The organism is Actinomyces provencensis, from assembly GCF_900155435.1.
GTDB classification, from domain to species: domain Bacteria; phylum Actinomycetota; class Actinomycetes; order Actinomycetales; family Actinomycetaceae; genus Pauljensenia; species Pauljensenia provencensis.
This window is the reverse complement of record NZ_LT700212.1, coordinates 1,018,848-1,040,351: the sequence shown is the minus strand read 5'-3', so window position 1 is coordinate 1,040,351 and position 21,504 is coordinate 1,018,848. Positions and strand designations below refer to the sequence as shown.

20 protein-coding genes and 1 tRNA gene are annotated in these 21,504 nt (G+C 71.3%); 10 read left to right on the top strand and 11 right to left on the bottom strand.

All coding sequences use genetic code 11. The features are described 5' to 3' along the window. Window positions 1-64: 64 nt before the first annotated feature. The 5 genes from BQ9890_RS04500 to BQ9890_RS04480 form a co-directional block, all read right to left on the bottom strand. On the bottom strand, window positions 65-292 hold the full coding sequence (locus BQ9890_RS04500; protein WP_075889687.1) for a helix-turn-helix transcriptional regulator: 228 nt from the start codon (window positions 290-292) through the stop codon (window positions 65-67). After that, the gene (locus BQ9890_RS04495) at window positions 289-1,140 is read right to left on the bottom strand and encodes an ABC transporter permease (protein WP_075889685.1); all 852 of its coding nucleotides are present in this window, start codon (window positions 1,138-1,140) and stop codon (window positions 289-291) included. Before BQ9890_RS04495 ends, BQ9890_RS04500 begins: the two co-directional genes overlap by 4 nt. Next, window positions 1,137-2,030, bottom strand: a complete 894-nt coding sequence (locus BQ9890_RS04490) for an ABC transporter ATP-binding protein (protein ID WP_075889683.1) — start codon at window positions 2,028-2,030, stop codon at window positions 1,137-1,139. The genes BQ9890_RS04495 and BQ9890_RS04490 overlap by 4 nt, the downstream gene beginning before the upstream one ends. A 22-nt stretch (window positions 2,031-2,052) precedes the next feature. Further along, complete coding sequence (locus tag BQ9890_RS04485) at window positions 2,053-2,703, bottom strand: dihydrofolate reductase family protein (protein ID WP_075889681.1); 651 nt, start codon at window positions 2,701-2,703, stop codon at window positions 2,053-2,055. Window positions 2,704-2,868: 165 nt separating this feature from the next. Beyond that, entirely contained in the window at window positions 2,869-4,869 is a 2,001-nt protein-coding gene (locus BQ9890_RS04480) for an alpha/beta hydrolase family protein (RefSeq protein WP_075889679.1), read from the bottom strand. A 299-nt stretch (window positions 4,870-5,168) separates the two neighbouring features. On the opposite strand from BQ9890_RS04480, the gene dxs reads away from it, so the two are divergent. Continuing rightward, window positions 5,169-7,214 carry a 1-deoxy-D-xylulose-5-phosphate synthase gene (gene dxs, locus BQ9890_RS04475; protein ID WP_075889677.1) on the top strand — a complete coding sequence of 682 codons (2,046 nt, stop codon included), beginning with the start codon at window positions 5,169-5,171 and terminating at the stop codon, window positions 7,212-7,214. Between the two features lie 39 nt (window positions 7,215-7,253). Here dxs and BQ9890_RS04470 read toward each other — a convergent pair whose 3' ends face one another. Further along, window positions 7,254-8,603: an AI-2E family transporter gene (locus BQ9890_RS04470; RefSeq protein WP_075889675.1), complete on the bottom strand. Its 1,350-nt coding sequence runs from the start codon at window positions 8,601-8,603 to the stop codon at window positions 7,254-7,256. Window positions 8,604-8,629: 26 nt separating this feature from the next. Then, window positions 8,630-9,295, bottom strand: a complete 666-nt coding sequence (locus BQ9890_RS04465) for an HAD hydrolase-like protein (RefSeq protein ID WP_075889673.1) — start codon at window positions 9,293-9,295, stop codon at window positions 8,630-8,632. Between the two features lie 178 nt (window positions 9,296-9,473). Here BQ9890_RS04465 and BQ9890_RS04460 point away from each other — a divergent pair, with 178 nt between their 5' ends. Continuing rightward, window positions 9,474-9,938: a MarR family winged helix-turn-helix transcriptional regulator gene (locus BQ9890_RS04460; protein WP_230297816.1), complete on the top strand. Its 465-nt coding sequence runs from the start codon at window positions 9,474-9,476 to the stop codon at window positions 9,936-9,938. An 81-nt stretch (window positions 9,939-10,019) separates the two neighbouring features. Here the strand turns inward: BQ9890_RS04460 and BQ9890_RS04455 are convergent, their stop codons facing one another. Both BQ9890_RS04455 and BQ9890_RS04450 read right to left on the bottom strand, forming a co-directional pair. Then, entirely contained in the window at window positions 10,020-10,310 is a 291-nt protein-coding gene (locus BQ9890_RS04455) for a DUF1540 domain-containing protein (RefSeq protein ID WP_075889670.1), read from the bottom strand. A gap of 305 nt (window positions 10,311-10,615) precedes the next feature. Further along, window positions 10,616-10,702 (bottom strand) — tRNA-Leu (locus tag BQ9890_RS04450). Between the two features lie 208 nt (window positions 10,703-10,910). On the opposite strand from BQ9890_RS04450, the gene BQ9890_RS04445 reads away from it, so the two are divergent. The 5 genes from BQ9890_RS04445 to BQ9890_RS04425 all read left to right on the top strand — a co-directional run bounded on the left by BQ9890_RS04445 (window position 10,911) and on the right by BQ9890_RS04425 (window position 16,494). Then, window positions 10,911-11,618, top strand: coding sequence for a DsbA family oxidoreductase (locus tag BQ9890_RS04445; protein WP_075889668.1), 708 nt, complete (start codon window positions 10,911-10,913; stop codon window positions 11,616-11,618). Further along, a complete protein-coding gene (locus tag BQ9890_RS16595) occupies window positions 11,615-12,736 on the top strand; it encodes a GNAT family N-acetyltransferase (RefSeq protein ID WP_075889666.1) in 1,122 nt (373 codons plus the stop codon). The genes BQ9890_RS04445 and BQ9890_RS16595 overlap by 4 nt, the downstream gene beginning before the upstream one ends. Before the next feature lie 114 nt (window positions 12,737-12,850). Next, window positions 12,851-14,920 carry a M3 family metallopeptidase gene (locus tag BQ9890_RS04435; RefSeq protein WP_075889664.1) on the top strand — a complete coding sequence of 690 codons (2,070 nt, stop codon included), beginning with the start codon at window positions 12,851-12,853 and terminating at the stop codon, window positions 14,918-14,920. 40 nt (window positions 14,921-14,960) lie between these two features. Further along, window positions 14,961-16,058 (top strand): FAD-dependent oxidoreductase, encoded by a 1,098-nt coding sequence (locus tag BQ9890_RS04430; protein ID WP_075889662.1) that lies wholly within the window; start codon window positions 14,961-14,963, stop codon window positions 16,056-16,058. Window positions 16,059-16,188: 130 nt separating this feature from the next. Further along, window positions 16,189-16,494 carry a DNA primase gene (locus tag BQ9890_RS04425; RefSeq protein WP_075889660.1) on the top strand — a complete coding sequence of 102 codons (306 nt, stop codon included), beginning with the start codon at window positions 16,189-16,191 and terminating at the stop codon, window positions 16,492-16,494. A 31-nt stretch (window positions 16,495-16,525) separates the two neighbouring features. Here the strand turns inward: BQ9890_RS04425 and BQ9890_RS04420 are convergent, their stop codons facing one another. Then, complete coding sequence (locus BQ9890_RS04420; RefSeq protein WP_075889658.1) at window positions 16,526-17,464, bottom strand: aldo/keto reductase; 939 nt, start codon at window positions 17,462-17,464, stop codon at window positions 16,526-16,528. An 87-nt stretch (window positions 17,465-17,551) separates the two neighbouring features. Between BQ9890_RS04420 and BQ9890_RS04415 the strand changes: the two genes are divergently transcribed. Both BQ9890_RS04415 and BQ9890_RS04410 read left to right on the top strand, forming a co-directional pair. Then, window positions 17,552-18,406: an undecaprenyl-diphosphate phosphatase gene (locus tag BQ9890_RS04415; protein ID WP_075889656.1), complete on the top strand. Its 855-nt coding sequence runs from the start codon at window positions 17,552-17,554 to the stop codon at window positions 18,404-18,406. Beyond that, window positions 18,403-19,101, top strand: a complete 699-nt coding sequence (locus tag BQ9890_RS04410; protein WP_075889654.1) for an HAD family hydrolase — start codon at window positions 18,403-18,405, stop codon at window positions 19,099-19,101. Before BQ9890_RS04415 ends, BQ9890_RS04410 begins: the two co-directional genes overlap by 4 nt. A 93-nt stretch (window positions 19,102-19,194) precedes the next feature. Here BQ9890_RS04410 and BQ9890_RS04405 read toward each other — a convergent pair whose 3' ends face one another. After that, the gene (locus tag BQ9890_RS04405; protein ID WP_078062226.1) at window positions 19,195-20,109 is read right to left on the bottom strand and encodes a RecB family exonuclease; all 915 of its coding nucleotides are present in this window, start codon (window positions 20,107-20,109) and stop codon (window positions 19,195-19,197) included. A gap of 103 nt (window positions 20,110-20,212) precedes the next feature. Between BQ9890_RS04405 and BQ9890_RS04400 the strand changes: the two genes are divergently transcribed. Beyond that, window positions 20,213-21,406: a tRNA (adenine-N1)-methyltransferase gene (locus BQ9890_RS04400; RefSeq protein ID WP_143226236.1), complete on the top strand. Its 1,194-nt coding sequence runs from the start codon at window positions 20,213-20,215 to the stop codon at window positions 21,404-21,406. Window positions 21,407-21,504: the final 98 nt, after the last annotated feature.

Sequence of the window (21,504 nt, the reverse complement as noted above, 5' to 3'; positions counted from 1 at the left end):
CGGGGTCGTGGAACGCGTGCGAGGGCGGCTCCGCACACGGCGCGGGGACCGCGTGCGGGCGCACTCACCTGAGCGGGGGGAACTCCTCCAGTGAGAAGACGGACTCCACGGGCACGTCGAACCACCGGGCGATGCGCAGCGCCAGGTGCAGCGAGGGTGCGTACTCACCGCGCTCGAGGTAGCCCATGGTCTGGTAGTGGATGCCCAGGGCATCGGCGAGCTGACGCCGTGTGACCCCACGGTCGGCGCGCAGCACCGCCAGCCTGTTGTGGACGTGCTCCCCGGTGCTCACACGTAGCCCTTCTGGGCGATCCTCTCGCGTGAGGCGGTGAGCGCACCCACGGTCTCACGTCGGATGCCGCGCAGGAGGACGCGCGGGGCGAGCAGGTAGCCGACCACGGCCCACACCAGCAGGACACCGAGACCGAGGAGTGGCTGGAAGGTACCGGTGAGCTCCGCAGCCCCGGCGTCCGCCGGCAGGAGGGCCCAGCGGGCCACGTGGGCACTCCAGTAGAACGGGGTCACCGCGACCAGCCACTGCACGGGTTCCGGGTAGACGAGCGGGGAGAACACCGTGCCGGAGGCACCGAAGAAGGCGTAGAAGCCCAGCATGGCCAGCATGAGTCCCCACGCGGTGCGCAGCAGGGTGCCGAGGATGGCACCGAAGGGCAGGAACACCAGGTAGGCCACGACGACGGCGGCGAGGAGGCCGAGGACGCGCAGCGGTGACTCGGGGACGAGGTCGGGGAAGACCAACGCCCCGCCCACCAGGGAGACGAGGACGGCGAAGAGGGTCACCACACCGCAGGACACGGTCTTGCCGAGCATCCAGGACCGTGTCCCTCCCGGGACCATGCGCAGACGCAGGAGGGTGCCGTCGGTGCGCTCCGTGTACATCTCCGAGAGCAGCTCGAAGGCACCCAGGGAGCCGAAGGCACCGAGGGCTCCGACCAGCGCGAACGCTCCGGGGCCGATGCCCCCGGCCGGCAGGGTGGAGTCACGCATGACGAACCAGAGGATGCCCACGAGCAGGACGGGACCGATGAGTTGGGCCAGGAAGGCGGGGGTGAGGAAGCTGATGCGCAGCTCGGCACGCGCCTGGAGCAGTGCTGCACGTGCAGTGGGGGAGTGGGTGCTCATCGTCCGGTCTCCTCATCGGTGGTGGCGGGGTGCGGGTGCAGGCTGCCCGGGTGGGGGTGGGCCCCGTCCTGGCCGGGGGTGACCAGGCGGAGGTAGGCGTCCTCCAGGGTCGGGCGGTGGATCTCCAGGCCGGAGACGTCCCCGGCCGTGAGGAGCTCACGCAGGAAGTCCTCCGGTGCGGCGGAGACGTGCAGGTGACGCCTGCCCCCGGAGGTCCAGGTGATCTCGGCCTGTCCCTCGACGGATCGGCGGAGCTCGTCGGGGGACCCCTGGGCCACGACGCGCCCGTGGTCCAGGATGAGGATGCGGTCGGCCAGGCGCTCGGCCTCGGCGAGGTCGTGGGTGGTGAGCAGCAGTGAGGACCCCGACTCCACCTGGTCCACGACGAGGTCGTGGACGGCCCGTCGGGCGGAGGGGTCCAGACCGGTGGTGGGCTCGTCGAGGATGAGGAGCTCCGGTCGGCCCACGACGGCGGCAGCGAGGTCGAGACGACGCCTCAGGCCGCCGGAGAGGGTGAGCACCGACCTGTGGGCATGACCGGAGAGACCGAAGGTGGTGAGCAGGTCGTCGACGTCGCGCGGACGGGAGTCGGCAGGGTAGTGGGCGTGCACCCAGGCGAGGAACTCCCTGACCCGCCACTTGGGGTGGTCGCGACCGACCTGGATGGCCATGCCGATGCGGGCGCGCCAGTGGGGTCCGGCCTCGCGCGCGGGATCCTGGCCGAGGACCCGGACCTCGCCACCGTCCCGGGGGAGGAAGCCTGCGAGGATCTCACCGGCGCCGAGGCGGACGTCGACGCCGTCGAGGACGGTCGTCCCGGCATAGGACTTGCGGACGTCCGTCGCGACGATGGCGGGGGCTGTCGGGACTGCTCCTGATGTCGCACTCATGCGATGGAATGTGGCAGAACTGCTATCCGATCGCGCGGAGGACGGCGCTCCCGCCGGTGTTGCCACGCCGGGGGAGCACGGGTCCGCGCCCCGCCACTGCCAACCTGCGGTACGTGATCCCGTGGCCCAACCACTCCGAGGTCGCCTCGCCGAAGCGGATGGGTGGGCATCCCTGCGGGAAGACGCGTTTGCCGTTGCCCAGGACGATGGGGAAGACGATCAGGCGGTACTCGTCGACCAGGTCGGCGCGTTGCAGGGCTGAGACGACCTGCCAGGAACCGTGCACCTGGAGCTCACCGCCGGGCATGTCCCGCAGCTGACTGACGACCTCGCAGGGCTTCTCGGCGATGACCCGGGTGTTCTCCCAGGTCGAGGAGGACGTCGTGGTGCTGATGACGTACTTCGGCGCCGCTCGCAGTGCCGCTGCGGCGACGTTGCTGCCCTGGTCCCTGTCCGTCCAGAAGGGCCGCATGATGTCGTGCGTGCGGCGCCCGAGGAGGATCCTGTCGGCACGCTCGAACCAGCGGTCGATGACGTCGCCCCATCCGGAGTGCTGCACGAAGGGGAGGATCCACCCACCCTGGGCGAAGCCGTCGTCGGTGTCCTCGTCCGGGGCGCCGGGACCCTGGACCACGCCGTCCAGGGACATGAACTCGTGCACGATGACCCGCATGCACCCTCCCCCATTGCCGAGTGGTCACTCCGCACGCGGGCCGGCAGCCCCCGTGGCGGGCGTCATTGTGACCTCCAGCATAGGGGGAGACCGAGGGTGGGGCTCGACGGGGAAGTCCCCCGCCGCGACCGGCACGACGGGGGACTCCGAGGGATGAGCGGTCGCTCAGGCGTTCTCGATCTGCACGTCGACACCACCGAGGGTGGACAGACCCCAGACCTGTCCGTAGAAACCGAGCTCGGTGGCCCATGCGGTGCGGATGGTCGCGGCCTTCCGGAACCCGTGGCCCTCTCCCTCGAAGGTCACCATGGCCACGGGGTGGCCGGCGTCGCGCAGGGCGTCGTGGAGGGAGCGTGTCTGCGAGGGCGGGACCACGTGGTCGTCCTCACCCTGGAGCAGCAGGAGCGGGGCTTGGATCGCGTCCACGTGCCGGATGGGGGAGCGCTCGTCCCAGACCGGGTCCGACAGGTCCCACGAGCCGACGAGTCGGAAGGCGTACTGGGACTCGAACTTGTGCGTCTCCCGCAGCAGGGCGCGCAGGTCCGAGACGCCGTACAGGCAGGTGGCGGCCGTGAAGACATCCGTCGTGGCGAGGGCCTGCAGGACCGTGAGGCCGCCGGCCGAGGCGCCCCTGATGGCCACGCGGGCCGGGTCCACGAGACCGCGCGAGATGAGGTGCTGGGCCCCCGTGGCGCAGTCGTCGACGTCCATGACGCCCCAGTGTCCGTTCAGGCGCTCCCGGTAGTCCCTCCCGGCGCCGGTGGAGCCGCGGTAGTTCACGTCGAGCACCGCGAAGCCACGCGTGGTCCAGAACTGGCGGGAGACGTCGAGGCCCGGGCGCGAGGCCGAGGTCGGCCCCCCGTGCACGTTGACGATCAACGGGGGGAGGTCACCCGTGGGTGCCCGGAAGCTGGAGTTGACGGGTGGGTAGTAGAAGCCGTGGGAGGTGTCCCCGTCGGTCGTCTCCCAACTGAGGAGCTGGGCACAGGAGACCATGTCGGGGGAGACCTCCGCCTCCGTCGAGGGGCGCACGACGCGCGTCGCACCGTCCTTGACCTCCACGATGGCCGGCGCGTGGGTGGCGGAGTCGGCCAGCATGACGACACGACCCTCGGTGGAGGCGACGTTGCCGATGGGCCACCAGCCGGTGGCCCACTCCTCCTCCAGTCCGTTGTCGAGTCGCACGGTGCCGATGTGCCAGGTCAGGTCCTCGGCCCAGGAGCAGATCAGGTGGTCATGGTCGAAGTTGTCGTAGGAGTGCAGGCCGAGGCGCCAGTGGGGGTGCGAGAACGCCTGGCGTCCCGGGTGCAGGGGACGCGTGCGCAGGCGCGTCGTCCAGGCGTCCGCCTCCTCGCCGTCGCGCCACACGAACCCCTCGGTGCGGTAGAGGTTGGCCCATCCCGTCGAGTCGTCGACGTGGATGAGGTCCCCGTCCAGTGTCCAGCGCGGTTCGTAGACGCACACGTCGGGGCGGTCGACCAGCGTGATGCTCGTGCGCAGCTCGCCCCCGAATCCCAGGGTGGCGACGTGCAACTGTGACCGGGTCCACGGCATGTCCGGGTGGTTCCAGGTCAGCCAGGCCAGCTTCGTCCCGTCAGGGGAGACGGAGGGCGCCTCGACGAAGTCCGTCCCGGAGAAGACAGTGGCCAGCGCGGACGCATCGCGCCCGGCCAGGCCGTCCAGGGGGATGGCGACCAGGGTGTTGACGGGTTCGCCGGGGGCGGAGTGGTCCTCGGCCACCGCGTAGACGATGCCGCGGACCTCGTCGATCTCGAAGTCGCCGTAGCGCACCCGGGACAGTGGGGTCAGGGGCACGAGCCCACGGCTGGGGGCCCTGGTGTCGAAGCGGTAGACGCGTCCGTCGAAACCGTCGGAGAAGACGATGAGGCCGCCCAGGACGGCATAGGCCCGACCGCCGTACTCGTGCACCCGCGTGCGCACGTCCACCAGCCTGACGCCGTCGAGGAGCGGCAGCACCTCCGAGGTCTGGCCCAGCGCGTCACGTCGCAGCAGGACCCCGCGGCCGTCCTCCTTGGGGTGTCCCTCCACCCAGTAGGTGTCGGGCCCGTCGACACGGACCTGGGAGAGGGTGACGCTGCGCGCTGTGAAGGACTCGCCGTTGATGGGCGAGTCCCACTCTCCGTAGGGGGCGACTGCTGAGGACATGGAGCACCTCTTCGGATCCGGGGACGTTCCGGCGCGCGGTGCACGCCGCTTGCACCGATCCTAGTCGCGACTCCCTGCCCCGGTGCACGGGCGTCCCGCTTCCGCCCACCGGAGCGCGGGCCGCGGGGGCCGGGCCGGGGAAGTGACCCGGCAGGGCGCACGGCCGCCGTCCCCGACCCCGGGGCACGAGGGCGTCCCCGACGCGTTCACCCGTCCAGACGCCGGGCCAGTCCCCGGCCCCGGGGGCACGAGGGCGTCCCGGAGGCCGCGCGCGACGCCGGGCCACTAGAATCAACGCCATGGTCCTTCCCGACAGTGCCGACGAGCTGCCCCTGCTCTCCCGTGTGCACGAGCCACGTGACCTCCGCGCCTTCACCCCCGGGGAACTCGTCGACCTCGCGGGCGAGATCCGCCGCTACCTGATCTCCTCGGTCTCACGCACCGGTGGGCACCTGGGGCCGAACCTCGGGGTGGTCGAACTGACGATCGCCCTGCACCGCGTCTTCGACTCCCCGCGCGACGTCCTCGTGTTCGACACCGGGCACCAGGCCTACGTCCACAAGCTCCTCACGGGCCGCCAGGACTTCTCCCACCTGCGCCAGGCGGGCGGCATCTCCGGCTACCCCTCCCGTGCGGAGTCGCCCCACGACGTCGTGGAGAACTCCCACGCCTCCACGTCCCTGTCCTGGGCGGACGGCATCTCACGGGAGAAGCAGCGGCAGGGTTCCACCGTGACCACGGTGGCCGTCATCGGGGACGGAGCGCTCACCGGGGGCATGGCCTGGGAGGCCCTCAACAACATCGCCGCCTCGCCCGAGCGCAACCTCGTCATCGTCGTCAACGACAACGGCCGTTCCTACGCCCCGACGATCGGCGGGATCGCGCACCACCTGGATGCCCTGCGCACCTCCCAGCAGTACGAGCGCACCCTGGCCTGGGGCAAGCGGACCCTGCTGTCCATGGGCGACCCGGGTCGTGCGGCCTACGATGCCCTCCACGGCCTCAAGGCGGGTGTCAAGGACGTCCTGGCGCCCCAGGTGATGTTCGAGGACCTGGGCCTGAAGTACCTGGGTCCCTTCGACGGTCACGACGAGGTCGCCCTGGAGACCGCGCTGGCCCGTGCCCGGGCGCTGCACCAGCCGGTCATCGTGCACGTGCTCACGGAGAAGGGCCGCGGCTACACCCCCGCCGAGGAGGACATCGCCGACCGCTTCCACGCCGTGGGGCGCATCCACCCCGAGACCGGACTGCCGGTGGCCCCGGCGCGCTTCGGGTGGACCAGCGTCTTCGCCGACGAGATCGTGCGCATCGCCCGTGGGCGTGAGGACGTCGTCGGACTCACGGCGGCCATGATGCTGCCGGTGGGCCTGGGGCCCATGGCCCGGGAGTTCCCCGGACGGGTGGTCGACGTCGGCATCGCCGAGCAGCACGCGGTCACCTCCGCGGCAGGCATGGCCTTCGCGGGTGCCCACCCCGTCTTCGCGGTCTATGCGACCTTCCTCAACCGCGCCTTCGACCAGGTCCTCATGGACGTCGGACTCCACCGGGCGGGAGTGACCTTCGTGCTCGACCGCGCCGGGATCACCGGGGACGACGGCGCCTCCCACAACGGCATGTGGGACATCTCGATGCTGCAGGTGGTTCCCGGGCTGAGGCTGGCGGTCCCCCGCGACGAGGCGACGCTGCGTGACGAACTCGACGAGGCCGTGGCGGTGGGCGACGCGCCCACGGTCGTGCGCTACCCCAAGGGTGCCCTGCCCGCACCGATCCCCGCCCTGAGGCGCGAGGGTGGGATCGACGTCCTCTCCGAGCCTGCCGGTGCCTCCCCCCGCCGCGGCGAGCCCTCCGTCGACACGGACCCGGGCACCGGGACGGGTCCCGGGACGCAGGTCGACGAGGGCGGCGACACCGGGGTGGCCCCGCGTGTGCTGCTCGTGGCGACGGGCTCCTTGGTGCCCGAGTGCCTGGAGGCGGCGGAGGCCCTGTCGGTGGAGGGCACACAGGTGACCGTGGTCGACCCCAGGTGGCTCGTCCCCGTCCCGGAGTCCCTGGTGGGGAAGGCACGGGACGGTTTCGACCTGGTCGCCACCGTGGAGGACGGGATCCTCGAAGGTGGTTTCGGCTGGGCCGTCCGCGACGCACTCGAGGGCGCCGACGTCCCGGTCCTCACCCTGGGGATCCCCAGGAGCTACCTCTCCCAGGCACGCAGGTCCGCCATCCAGGTGGAACTGGGGTTGGACGCCGTGGGCATCGCGGCGACGATCGGTCAGCGGGTCCGGGAACTCACCACGCGGCGCACCCCGGACACGACGCTGCCGACGGTTGCCTCCCTCGGGCGCCGCTGACCCTCCCCGCGGAGGGGCGGGTCGGGTGCCGTCGGGTCCTCAGTCCGCGTTGCGCGCCCTCTTGCGGGCGCCCAGGTAGTCGGGCAACGGGCCCTCGATGGGTGGGTCCGGTTCGTGGAGCTCCGCGAAGACGGCCCAGATGACACCGATGATCGGAATGGCGATGACGGCTCCGAGGAGCCCTGCGGTGAAGGTACCGACGGCCACGCCGACACCGACGACGACGGGGTGCAGTGAGACCTGGTGGCCCATGATCAGCGGTTGGAGGATGTGTCCCTCCAGCTGGCCGATCGCTGCGATGCCGAGGCCCACGATGGCTGCCTTGAGGATGCCGTCCGCTGCGAGCGCGACGACCATCGCCACGACCATGGCGGTGGGTGCGCCGATGAGGGGGATGAAGGCACCGATGAACACCAGGACGCCGAGCGCGGGAGCGACGGGCACCCGGAGGAGCTGCAGGAACACCCCCGCCAGGATGCCGTCGGTGGCGGCGATGATCATCGTGCCCCGGGCGTACCCGGAGAAGGTGTACCAGCCCGCCGAGGCGGCACGGTGGGTGTTGTCGCGCCGACGTGCCGGGAGCATGTTGAGGAACCATCTCCACATGCCCGTGCCCGAATGGAGGAAGAACACCGTCACGAAGACCGACAGCGCCATCACCGTGAATGCCAGGGCCACGCTGGACACATTGGAGAGGAGGTCCCCGGCGAGGCGGCTCCAGTTCGTGGCGAGGTAGGACTGGGCGTTGTCGACCATCTGGTCGAGCCAGGTGCTCACGTCCTCCTGGGTGAGGGTGATGTGGAAGGGGGTGGAGCGCAGGAAGTCGATGATGATGTCGATGCCGTTGCCGAACTGGTCCGTCAGTTTCGGCCACTGCCCGACCACCGAGGTCACGACCAGGGTCATGAGACCCATGAACAGACCGAAGAACCCGAGCAGGGCGACCAGTACGGCGACCCACCGGTTGACCCACCGGTCCAGGAGGTTCACGACCGGGTTGAGGATCGCCGTGAGCAGCAGTGCCACGAACATCGCCGTGAACACCGCGGAGACGCGCGCCAGGGCGAAGACGCTCGCGGAGATGACGATGACCAGGCCGATGAGGGCCCAGGACCCGAGCCCGGCCTTGCGCAGCCACGCGGGGAGGTCGCCGTTGCGACGTGTGTCCGTCGTCTGGACGAAGCGGGAGGTGGAGGGCCGCGACGAGCCCATGAGGCGGGGGGCCGTGCGGGCGGTGGCATGGCTCGTGCCCTGTCCCGCGGAGACCGTCGCGGAGGCCGGGAGCGGCTCACGGTGCTGCGTGGAGCCTTTCGCACTGCGCAGCAGCCGGTCCATTCCGCGACCGAGCCTGGACAGTGAGAGCGGTCGTTCGGAGCTGTCGTCGTCCATGGGATCTCCCTTCCTCTGGGCCCAGCCTAGGCGGGAGCGCTCCCGAGCAGGAGATCACGCGCCGAGGCGACGTCGTCCGCCACCGCGTCGGCCCCCGCGAGTTCCCCGGCCTCCGCGTACCCCCAACCGGCGCCGATCACGGGGATCCCGACGGTGTGGGCACCCTCCACGTCCCACCTGCGGTCACCCAGCAGGACCGGGCGCGAGATGTCGGTGCCGGCCTCCTCCAGGCGGGCGAGGGCGGAGGCGATCACGGTGGCCTTGGTGCTCGACGGGTCCGGGGTGGCTCCCGCGACGACCGTGAAGAGGGGGGCGAGCCCCAGGTGTTCGAGCTGGGCGCGTGCCATGGGCTCCTGTTTGGAGGTGGCCGTCGACAGGGGGAGGCCCGCCGCGTGGAGGTCCCGGAGCAGTTCCTCGACGCCGGGGAAGAGCAACGGGTCGAGGAAGAGGGCGGAGTAGATCTCGCGGTACAGGCGTACGGCGGCCTCGAGTGCCCGGTCCTCCAGACCGAGCTCCCCGAAGGAGGTCCACAGGGGCGGGCCGACGAAGCGGTTGAGGGTCGTGTCGTCGGGAACGGGTCGGTCGAGCTGTGCGAGAGTCTCCCGGAAACTCTGCACGACGACTGCGGCGGAGTCGACGACGGTGCCGTCGACGTCGAGGAGGACGCAGGTCCAACGGGGTGTGCCAGGCATCCGATGACTGTAGGACATCCGCACGTGGGGAGTCTGTCACCAGATTCACAGGACGGATCCCACACGGGGCAGGAGCTGCCCCCTATGCTCCGAAGGTGTGTGGTGGAGAACGCCCGCACCCGGACACTGCTCCGTGAGAGGAACGCCGAAAGGAATGCCGGTGGTCGATGGACCGGGGATGAATCCGATCAACGAGACGGGCAACAGTCGGTCCGCTGCGTGGCGGGTGTTCTTCGAGGCCTCCGGCCGCCTCCAGGGGATCCTCGAGTCCCGTCTCAAGCGCGAGTTCGGGCTGTCGATGCCCGACTACAACGTCCTCCTCGCCCTCTGGGAGGCCCCGGGACGCGTCCTGCGCATGGGTGAACTGGCCGGGAAGGTGGTCTACTCACCCTCCAGGCTGACCTACCTCGTGACCAATCTCATCCAGGACGGGTGGGTCTCCAAGCAGCCCTCCTCGGCGGACGGTCGGGGGTACGAGGCATCCCTGACGGACTCCGGGGTCCAGACGGTCCTGGCCGCCACCGAACTCCACCAGCAGACGGTGCGCGAGTACCTGCTGGATGCCATGACGGACGAGGACATCGACCAGATCGTGCGGGTCTTCGGGGCCCTCGACATGCGTCTGCGGGACCGGGCGTCCTGACCCGGCCCGCCCCTGCGCCAGTCACGGAGGCCCCACCCCCGCCACCGGGGGTGGGGCCTCCGTGTCGGTGGAGGTGGGGACTCAGCGGGCCGAGTACGTCAGGCAGTCGGCGGTGTCGGCTCCGATGCGCACCGAGGGCGCCGTGCACTCGAGCTGTGAGTTGTGGCTGCAGTCGGCCTTGGAGCAGGCACCGACGAAGCTGGTCACGCGGTCCAGGCCGCCCTTGACCCCCAGGGGGATGAAGGTGCGGCACGTGGCGTCGGGGGTGGAGCCGATGGTGACCGCAGCCGCCGAGCAGGCATCGGAGTGGTTGTAGGAGCACGCCGAGACGGTGCAGTCCAGGACGTGGGGGAGTTCGAGTGTGGTGGACATGGCGTTCCCTCCGGGTCTGTGTGGCACATCACTGTCACGACCAGCTTCCGGCACGCCCGGTGAGGTGTCACGCAGGGAGGCATCAGCGCAGGTCACGGACCGGCGCCGCGACGGGTGGGCCGACCAACTCCGTGCAGTGGACCTGCCCGGTACCCGTGGGACGGATCTCGCTCCGTCCGCCCGGGTCACGGGTGACGGCACCAGTGGGGCCGCCGGTGCGTCCGGGAAGGGCCCTCGGGCAAGCGGAACGCCCGGACCGACATCCTGTCGGTCCGGGCGTTCCGTCATGCCACTGCGTCACACTGTGCGCGGAGGGGGACTTGAACCCCCACCCTCGTATAAGGAGGACTAGCACCTCAAGCTAGCGCGTCTGCCTATTCCGCCACCCGCGCGGGTGGATCACGACTCGTCGTGAGCGGGAAGACTCTAACACGCGGCACCCGTGCCACGCCAAATCCGGCGTCACCACCGCGGGGCCGGTCGTCGGGGTGCGGACGTGCTCACCCCACCCGGCCGGGTCCGTCCCCCCCACCCGGCCGTGTCCGTGGGCGGGGCGCCCGCCCCCCACTATGGTGGGGGCATCCGATCTTTGGGAGTGACATGCACATCGACGTCTGGACCGACGTTGCCTGCCCGTGGTGCTACCTCGGGATCCGCCACCTGCGGAGCGCCCTGGCTGCCTTCGAGCACGCCGAGGAGGTGGAGGTGGTCGCACACGCCTACTTCCTCGACCCCGAGCTCTCGGAGCGTTCCGAACTCTCCGAGGTCGAGTACCTCATGGAGCACAAGGGGATCACACGCGAGCAGGTCGACCAGGCCCACGAGCGCCTGAGCTCCCTCGGGAGCGCCGAGGGCTTCACCTTCGACTTCGACCACCTCGTCGTCGTCCCCACCTCCAATGCGCACCGCGTGGTGGCCGCCGCCCGGGAGCACGACCTCGCCGCCGGCACGGAGACCGGGGCGGACACGACGCAGTTGCGGCTGCTGGAGGCCATCGACCGCGCCCACTTCGAGCTGGGCCTGGACATCGCCGACGCGGATGTCCTCATCGGGTGTGCCCAGGACGTCGGCATGGAGGCCGAGGACGTCGTCGCCGCCCTCGCCGATGAGCAGAGGGCCTCCGAGGTCTTCTCCGACTACCAGATCGCGGTCCAGATGGGCATCGACTCAGTGCCGACGCTCCTCGTCGACCGCACCTTCGTCGTCCAGGGCGCCCAGCCCGTCACGGCGCTGGCCAATGCCCTGGGGACGGCGTGGGAGCAGTCCCACTCCGTCGGGGCCGACGGGACCGGGGCGACGCCGCGATGACCATCCTCCCCTTCACCGTCGAGGGCGGGGACGTCCGTCTGGTCCCCCTCGCCACCACCGACGCGCACGACGTCCACCGAGCCGTCCAGGACCCGGAGATCCCCCGGTGGACGACCGTTCCCTCCCCCTACTCGCTCACCGATGCCGAGGAGTGGACCTCCGCGGCCCCCGGGCAGTGGGTGGCTGGAGCGCCGCACTGGTCCGTCCGCCGCACCACCGATGACGCCTTCCTCGGCGCGTTGACCCTCTTCCCCGCCGGCACCGACACCTTCGAGATCGGGTACTGGATGGCGCCGGAGCACCGTGGCCACGGGTACATGACCGAGGCCGTCCGCCTGGCCACCGCGGCTGCCGTCGAGGACCTCGGCGCGACCCGCGTGCAGTGGCGCGCAGTGGTGGGCAACTGGGGCTCGTGGAAGGCGGTGTGGCGCAACGGGTACCGCCGCGAGGGTGTGCTGCGTGCGCTGACGGACCCGCGCGGTCGCGTCCGGGACCACTGGAGTGCCTCCCTGGTGCGCGGGGACCTCATGCACCCCGTCGCCCCCTGGGACGGTCCCGGCGCACACGGCGCCGACGTCGGGCCTGCCCTGGACCCCTCGCGCCCCCAGGGCCTGGTCGCCCAGTTCCACCGCACCTACTCGATGCCCGACCGCCTCGCCGAGGGCGTCCCACCCACGCTCGACTACGACCGCCTGGGCATGCGCATCAGCCTGGTCGCCGAGGAGTTCTCCGAACTGCTCGGCGCCGTCTACGGCCCCGCCGCGCGCGCAGAGGTGGAGGCCGGCGTGGCCCGCGCCGTCGCCGCCGACGACTCCACCCGCGACATCGTGGAGACCGCGGACGCCCTGGCGGACATGGTCTACGTCATCTACGGGATGGCGCTGGAGTCCGGCATCGACCTGGACGCCGTGCTCGCGGAGGTGCAGGCCTCCAACCTGTCCAAGCTCATGCCCGACGGCTCCGTGCTGCTGCGGGCGGACGGCAAGGTGCTCAAGGGGCCGAACTTCTTCCGCCCGAACGTGCGTCGCGCCCTCGGGCTCCCCGGACAGGACGCCCACGAGGGCGACCCCGACCCGGCCGGGTCGGGCGACCCCCAGAAGCATCCCCGCGCCTCCTGAGACCGGCGTCCGCCCGTCCCCCGTGCGCACCCACGACGTCGCCCGGCCGGGGGAGGCAACACCCAGGGGCGCCGCCCTCGTGAACCCACGTCCCAGACCCATCCGGAGGACACCGTGCTCGACCCCGACAACCCCCTCGCCCGCCCCTCGGACCTGCCCTACGGGCTCCCCGACTACGCGGCGATCACCCCCGCCCACCTCGAAGCGGCCCTCCGCGAGGGGATGGCCCGACAACTCGCCGAGTGGGAGGCCGTCGCCACCGACCCGGAAGAACCGGACGTGGAGAACACCGTCGTCGCCCTGGACCGTTCGGGTGAGCTGCTGGAGCGCGCCGTCGGTGTGCTGTGGACCCTCGCCTCCAGCATCGGGGGAGAGGAGTACGACTCCCTCCAGGAGACCTTCTCCCCCCTGCTCGCGGCCCACGCCAGCGCCTTCACCCTGGACGCCCGCCTCCACCGGCGCTTCCTCGCCGTGGCGGCACTCCCGGACCTGGATCCCGAGACTGCCTGGGTCGTGCACCGCCAGGTGCGGGAGTTCGAACGCCTCGGCGTGGCCCTGGGGGAGGAGGACCAGGACCGTCTGCGTGCCCTGGACCAGCAACTCGCCTCCGCGGAGGCCGATGTCGAGATCCGCATCTCCCGGCAGCTGGAGCGCACCGGACTGGACGGCGACGACCCGCTCGGCCTGGACGGACTGGACCCGGCCACCGCGGCCCGGTACGAGCAGGCCGGGAGGGAGCGGGGGCACAGGTGGTTCATCCCCTGCCGGAACTTCTCCACCCAGCTCGACCAGTCCGTGCTGCGACACCCCGGCGTGCGCCGCGACCTGCTGGAGGCGTCACTGACCCGTGGCACGGGGCAGGACCCGGAGACCGACACACGGGCCCGGATCCTGGAGATCGTCGCGCTGCGCGCCGAGCGCGCGCACCTGCTCGGCTTCCCCGACCACGCGAGCCTCGTCATGGAGTCCGAGACCATCCCCGGACCCGACACGGCCCGCGACCTCCTGGTCCGTGTGGGCACCTCCGCCCGGGCGCGGGTCGGGGAGGACGCCCTCGTGCTGGGGGAGCTGGCCGCGGAGGACACGGAGGGTGACGGCCTGCGTGCGGCGGACTGGCCCTACTACGAGGACCGTCTGCGCCACCGGGACCTCGGAGTGGACGCCGACGCGCTGCGGCCCTACCTGGTCCTGGACCGTGTCATCGAGGACGGCGTGTTCCTGGCCGCCCGACGGCTCTACGGGATCACCCTGGACCCGCGCCCCGACCTGCGCGGGTGGAGCGAGGACGCGCGTGTGTGGGAGGTCCGTGACCACGACGGGTCACCGCTCGGGCTCTTCGTGGGTGACTGGTTCAGCCGTCCCGGCAAGAAGGGCGGGGCCTGGATGCACGAGGTCGTGGCGCCCGGCGGGCCCGGAGGACGCCTGCCCGTCATCGGCAACAACGCCAACTTCAGCCGTCCCGCACCGGGAGAACCCGCCCTGCTCACCTGGGACGAGGTCGTGACCTGCTTCCACGAGTTCGGCCACGCGCTCCACGGACTCTTCTCCGACACCCGTTACCGCGGGGACGCCGGGACCAATGTGCCCCGTGACTTCGTGGAGCTGCCCAGCCAGCTCAACGAGATGTGGGCCTTCCACCCCGATGTGCTCGCCCACTTCGCGCGCCGCCACGACACGGGCGAGGCGTTGCCGCCGGAGTGGGTGGAGGCGATCGCGCGCTCGGCCACCTTCGGACAGGGCTTCGCGACGCTGGAGTTCGTGGAGGCGGCCCTCATCGACCAGGCCTGGCACCGGCTCTCCCCCGAGGAGGTCCCCGCGGAGGTCGAGGACGTCACCGCCTTCGAGACGGCGGCGCTGGCGCGCTACGGGGTGTCCTCCGACCTGGTCCCCCCGCGCTACCGCTCGACCTACTTCGCGCACACCTTCGCCGGGGGCTACGACGCCGGCTACTACTCCTACATGTGGGCGGAGGTGCTCGTCGCCGAGCTGGAGCAGTGGTTCCGCGGCCCCGCCGCCCGGGGGGACGACGGGGGCCTCAACCGGGCCGCCGGGGACCGTCTGCGCCACGAGCTGCTGGGCAGGGGCGACTCCCGTGACCCGTTGGACTCCTTCCGCGCCGTGGTCGGCCACGACGCGGATCCCGGGTCCGTCCTCGTTCGACGTGGACTCCCCGACATCGCGTGAGATGATGACCCGACCAGAAGTGATGACAGGAGACAGCACAGTGGCACGAATCGTCGTCGTCGGTGGAGGATACGGTGGGGTCACCGTGGCCAAGGGGCTGGACCCCCTGGCGGACGTGGTCCTCGTGGAGCAGAAGGACCAGTTCGTCCACCACGCGGCAGCGCTGCGCGCGGCGGTGGACGACGTGTGGGAGCACACCGTCTTCATGCCCTACTCGAACCTGCTGGAGCGCGGGCGCGTGGTCCAGGGCACCGTCTCCCGGGTCGAGGGGACCACGGTCCACGTCTTCGGACAGGACCCCATTGAGGCGGACTACGTGGTGCTGGCCTCCGGGTCCAGCTACCCCTTCCCCGCCAAGTACTCCTCCTCCCGCACCGTGGTGGCCAAGGCCCGCCTCGAACAGCTCCACGAGAACCTGGCCGCGGCGCACTCGGTGCTGCTGGTGGGTGGCGGCACCGTCGGCATCGAACTCACCGGTGAGCTCGCCAACGCCTTCCCCGGCCTGGACATCACGATCGTGGAGAAGGCCGACTCGATCCTCTCCACCCCCGGTTACACCGATGAGCTGCGCTCGGAGATGGCCCGGCAGCTCGACGAGCTGGGCGTGCGCGTGCTCACGGGGTCCGAGCTGGCCTACCTGCCCCCCTACAACGTGGGGGAGTTGGGGCGCTTCACGGTCCACACCAAGGCGGGGGAGGCGGTGGAGGCCGACCTGTGGTTCCAGTGCTACGGGGCGAGGGCGAACACCGGGTACCTGGACGGGACCGACTACGCCGGGCTGCTCCACCCCGACGGGACGATCCGTGTGGGACCCAACCTCCTGCTGGAGGGCCACCGCGACGTCTACGCGATCGGTGACATCACGGACGTGCGCGAGTCGAAGCGCGCCGATGCCGCGCGCCAGCAGGCACGTGTCGTCATCGCCAACATCTCCCACCAGTTGGAGGGCGGCGCGCCCGACGTCACCTACCAGCCGACCAAGGAATGGGTGATCCTCCCCCTCGGCCCGAACCTGGGTGCCTCCCAGTTGGTCGACGAGCAGGGCGAGACCCGCATCCTCGGTCCCGACCAGACCGCGGAGATCAAGGGCACGGACCTCATGGTCTCCGTCATCCGTTCCCAGCTGAACCTGCCCTGACCTGCACGGCCCGTCGGGGTCGGCCCCGACGGACGTGCAGGCGGGCCCCGCGTGCCCGGCTGCGGGGGTGCGGGGGAGCGGCACCCTGACGGATGGTGTGACTCGGGGGGAGTGCGGGTAGTCTGTGCGCATGGCCACTGACCCCCGCGACGCCCTGAACCGCCTGATCGCCGCCTTCGAGAACCACTTCGACGCTGCCCGGTCAGGTGGGGTCGACTCGCCCGCGCTGGAGGCCGCCGAGGAACGTCTGCGCGACGCCTTCTTCACCTACGACGACGTCCTCTTCACGACTCACGAGGTGGAGCTCCCCTTCGACATCGTCGAGGACGAGGACCTGGAGGACGAGGACTTCGAGGACGACGACCTCGACGACGAGGACGAGGATGACGACGAGGACGACGACGATCCGGAGATCGCCGACATCGAGGCGGACTGACCTCCCGCACGTCGCGGGGCGCTGAGGTGTCTCAGACGCGTGAGACCTCGTCGAGGACCTGACGGATCTGTGCCGGGAGGGCCTCGCCCCCCTCGAGGACCTGGTCGAGCTGGCGTGCGGTCCGTGGACCGACGACGGCCGCGGTGACGCCCGGGGCGTCGCGCACCCAGGTCAGTGCCACGTCCAGTGGCGTGCGCCCCAGGCCCTCTGCCGCACGCACGACGGCCTCGACCACCCCGGCATGACGGGGACCCAGGTACGGGTCGACGAGCTGGCGCAGGTGGGGGGAGGCGGCCCTCGAGTCCGGAGGGGTCGAGCGCCGGTACTTGCCGGTGAGCACGCCTCCCGCCAGCGGTGAGTGTGCCAGCAGCCCGAGTCCGCCGGCGACGGCGCCGGGCAGGAGCTCGGCCTCGATGCGCCGGTCCAGCAGGGAGTAGGACTCCTCGACGAGGACGGGCACGGCGTGGGCCCCACCCCGCGCCCGGGCGGTTGCCGTGGCCGTGTCCCAGGTCCCCAGGTGCGTGGTCCCCACGTAGCGGGTCCGGCCCGAGCGCCAGGCGACGTCCAGGGCGGAGAGGGTCTCCTCCAGGGGAGTGCCCGGGTCGGGAGCCGCGAGCCACACGTCGACGTGGTCGGTGCCGAGGCGCTCGAGTGCGTCGTCCAGGCAGGCGAGCATGTCGCCCCGGGCTGCGGAGGTGTGCCAACGTCCGTCGTGGCCGAGGCGTGCCGCACCGCGCCAGACGATCGTCGCACGGTGGCGGCCGACCACCGGGAGCAGGGATCCGAGGACGTCGACGGCCTGACCGTCACCGTGGGTGGGGGACAGCTCGAGCAGGTTCCCGCCGGCGGTGACGAAGCCGGTGAGCATGGCCTCGGCCTCGTGGACCTCGGTGTCGCGCCCCCAGGTGAGTGTTCCCAGACCCAGCTCGGAGACGGCCAGCCCCGAGTACCCGCATCGACGAATCCGCATGCCCCCACCGTAGTGGCACAGCTCGCACTCCCGGTGCCGGCGCCCGGGATGTGCCGGGGGTGGGACCACGGACCGTAGAGTGTCGCCATGAGCTGGCTCGAAGCAATCATCCTCGGCCTCGTCCAGGGACTCACGGAGTTCCTGCCGATCTCCTCCTCCGCACACCTGCGCATCGTCGGCGAGTTGACCGGGGCCAGTGACCCCGGTGCCGCCTTCACCGCCATCACCCAGATCGGCACCGAGACCGCCGTCCTCATCTTCTTCTGGAAGGACATCACCCGGATCCTCTCCCGGTGGGCCCTGTCCCTCCCGGTCGTCGGGCCCGCCAAGCGGGTGGAGTCCTCCGACCCCGATGCGCGGCTCGGGTGGATGATCATCGTCGGCTCGCTGCCCATCGGCATCCTCGGGCTGCTCCTGGAGGACTGGATCGACACGACCTTCCGCAACCTGTGGATCACGGTGACGATGCTGGTGGTCTTCGGACTCCTGCTGGGCCTCGCCGACCGGCTGGGGGCCAAGGTGCGCACTCTGGACCGCATGAGCTGGCGTGACGCAGTCCTCTTCGGCCTCGCCCAGGCGATGGCGCTGATCCCCGGGGTGTCCCGTTCGGGCGGCACCATCACCATGGGCCGGGCACTCGGCTACACGCGCGAGGCCGCTGCGCGCTACTCCTTCCTCCTCGCGATGCCCGCCGTCTTCGCCTCCGGGTTCTACAAGGTCGCCAAGGTCCTCACCGGCGGGGACCACGTCGACGTCGGCCCCACCCTGGTGGCGACACTGATCGCCTTCGCCGTCGGGTACCTGGTCATCGTCTGGTTCCTCAAGCTGATCTCCACCAGGTCCTTCGCACCCTTCGTCTGGTACCGCCTCGGCCTGGCCGCGGTCGTGGCGGCACTGCTGCTCACCCACGTCCTGGAGCCCCTGGCGGGGGTGACCCCGTGAGCGCACGCGGCACACACCGCCCCGCCGCGGTGCTCTTCGACCAGGACGGCACGGTGGCGGACACCGAACCCGTGTGGATGGCCTCCGAGACCGCCATCGTCGAACGTCACGGTGGGACGTGGTCCCACGAGCTGGGCCTGCAGATGGTGGGCAATCCCCTCCTGGTCTCCGCCCGGATCATGATCGAGCAGGCGCACCTGCCCATGACTCCCGACGAGGTCGTCACCGAGCTGCTGGAACTGGTCCGCCAGTCCCTGCAGGAGCACGGTGTGCCGTGGCTGCCGGGGATCCCCGAACTCTTCGGGCGCCTGCGGGGGGCCGGGATCCCCTACGCGCTGGTGACCTCCTCCTACTGGCGCGTGGTGGAGGTCGTCGCCGAGCTCGCGCCCCACGGCGGTTTCGACGCGGTGGTGGCCGGCGACGACGTGGCACGCGCGAAGCCCGCGCCCGACGCCTACCTCCTCGCTGCGGAGAAACTGGGTGTGGACGTGCACGACTGCCTGGTCGTCGAGGACTCGCCGTCCGGGATCACTGCGGGCCTGGCCTCCGGCGCGCACGTCGTGGGCATCCCCTGTGTGCTCCCCGTCGACCCGCGCCCGGGCCTCAGCCGTCTCAACTCCGTGTCCGAACTCGATGACGCGATGGTGTCACGGATCATGTCGGGCGAGGTCGTGGACACCGTCGCCGCTGGCTGAGGGCGTGGTGGTCCGTGCCCCGGGACCTGCAGGACCGGGACCCCGCCCCCGGTACCGGTGACCGTGGCGCGGGACCGGCAGTGCCGCCGGTCCTCAGGCGGCACCCACCCGGGTGTGCAGCAGTCGTTCGACGGCGGGCTCCTGCAGAGCGGGGGTCTCCCCACCGAAGACGGGGCACAGCGCCTTCATCGCGCACCACCCGCACAGGGGGTTGCGCCGGGGGGCGAAGGACCGGCGACGTGCATCCGCCTCGATGCCCTCCCAGATGCCGGTCACCTCGCGCTGGAAGCGATCGATGTCCGCAGGTTCGGGATCGAGTGTCAGCACCTGGCCGGACTTGAGGTAGAGCAACTGGGTGCGTGCGGGCAGCCGGTCGTGCTCGCGCAGCAGCAACGCGTAGAAGCGCATCTGGAAGAGCGCCTCCTCCACGTACCTGGGCGCGGGCGCCTTCCCCGTCTTGTAGTCGACGACACGCAGGTCACCACGTGGCGAGCGGTCGATGCGGTCCACGAACCCGCGCAGCCGGATCCCGTCGGGGGAGACGACGTCGACACGTTGCTCCCGGGCGTGGGGCTCCAGCCACCGCGGGTCCTCCACCTGGAAGTAGCGCTCCACCACTGCGCGCACGTCAGCCATCCATGCGGCCAGTTCCTCCGCGTCCCCGAAGAGGGCGGCCAGGGAGGCGTCGTGCGTGCCCATCTCCTGCCACCGGGGCTCCACCAGGGACTGGGCGAGCTCCGGGGTGCGCTGGTCGGAGGGGACGTCGTAGAGGTGTTCCAGGACCGCGTGGACCAGGGTTCCCAACGCGGTCGCCCTCGTCGCGGGTTCGCGGATGCGGTCCACGACGTGGAGGCGGTACTGGAGGGGACAGCGCAGGTACTCCTTGGCGCGTGAGGCGGACAGGGCAGGTTCCCAGCTGCCCCCACCTCGGGAGGCGGGGGCACTCCCCGGTCCGGACGGTGCGGGAACGGTGGGGTCCGGGGCGGAGGGGAGCGAGGATTCAGGCATGTGTCCACGGTAGCCGTCGGCACGTGCACCTGGGCTGCGCGTCGCACCCCCTGTGGACGGGGCCACCGGCGCGGGGCGCGGGGTGGAGGATAGACTCCCACCGATGAGCACCCAGCACCCCACACCCCGCCATGCGATCACGCCCGAACCCCTCCCGGCCGGTCCCGGACCCGAGCGGGAGGACCGGGCCGGGTCCCCCGACCGGGCACCACTGGGCCAGGCCTCCCACCGGGGACTGCTGCGCGAGGGCGACCGCGTCCAGGTCCGTGATCCCAAGGGCAGGCTCCACACGATCGTCCTCGTCGCCGGCGGACGGTTCCAGACCAACCGCGGGACACTCGCCCACGACGACCTCATCGGACTGCCCGACGGGCAGGTCGTGCGCACCCCCGAGGGCCGCGAGTTCCAGGTCCTGCGCCCCCTGCTCTCCGACTACGTCATGTCGATGCCGCGCGGTGCTGCGGTGGTCTACCCCAAGGACGCCGGCACCATCGTCCAGATGGGTGACATCTTCCCCGGCGCCACCGTCGTCGAGGCGGGGGTCGGCTCCGGAGCGCTCTCCCTCTCGTTGCTCGACGCGGTGGGGGAGGGGGGTCACCTGCTCTCCGTGGAGCGACGCGGCGACTTCGCCGACATCGCGGCCGCGAATGTGGACCTGTGGTTCGGCCGACGCCACCCCGCGTGGGAACTGCGGGTGGGGGACGTGGCCGACGCCCTGGACGACCAGCGCCCCGGCAGTGTGGACCGGGTCGTCCTCGACATGCTCGCCCCCTGGGAGAACATCGGACCCGTCGCCCGCGCACTGGCCCCCGGGGGCGTCCTGACCTGCTACATCGCCACCGTCACCCAGATGTCGCGGCTGGTGGAGGACCTGCGTTCCTCCGGTCACTTCACCGAGCCGACCGCCTGGGAGACCCTCCAGCGCGAGTGGCACCTGGAGGGACTGGCCGTGCGCCCCGAGCACCGCATGGTCGCCCACACCGGCTTCCTGCTCACCGCCCGCAGACTGGCGCCCGGCGTGGCCCCCCAGGGCGTGGACCGTCGTCCCGCCAAGGCCTCCGACGGCCTGGCCGGGATGTGGGACGAGGAGTCCTCCTGGAGTGACGAGGCCGTGGGCACGCGGACCTCCAGTGACAAGAAGGTCCGCCGGGTGCGACGCGACGTCCGGGCCCGGGCCGCCCACTGGGTCGGGGAGGACACGACGCCGGTGACCGGTGCGGCACCCGGGACCGGGAGGCCCGAGGAGGGGCGTGTGCCCGACACCGACGAGGGCGCCACCGACGGGGACGGGGTGTGAGCCTCGGCACGTGGCGGGGTCGGGACGTGGACCCGGCGGGCCGGTGACGGGGCGGGCATCTACCGTTGGACTGGTGTCCACAGGAGGGGGAGTCGTGG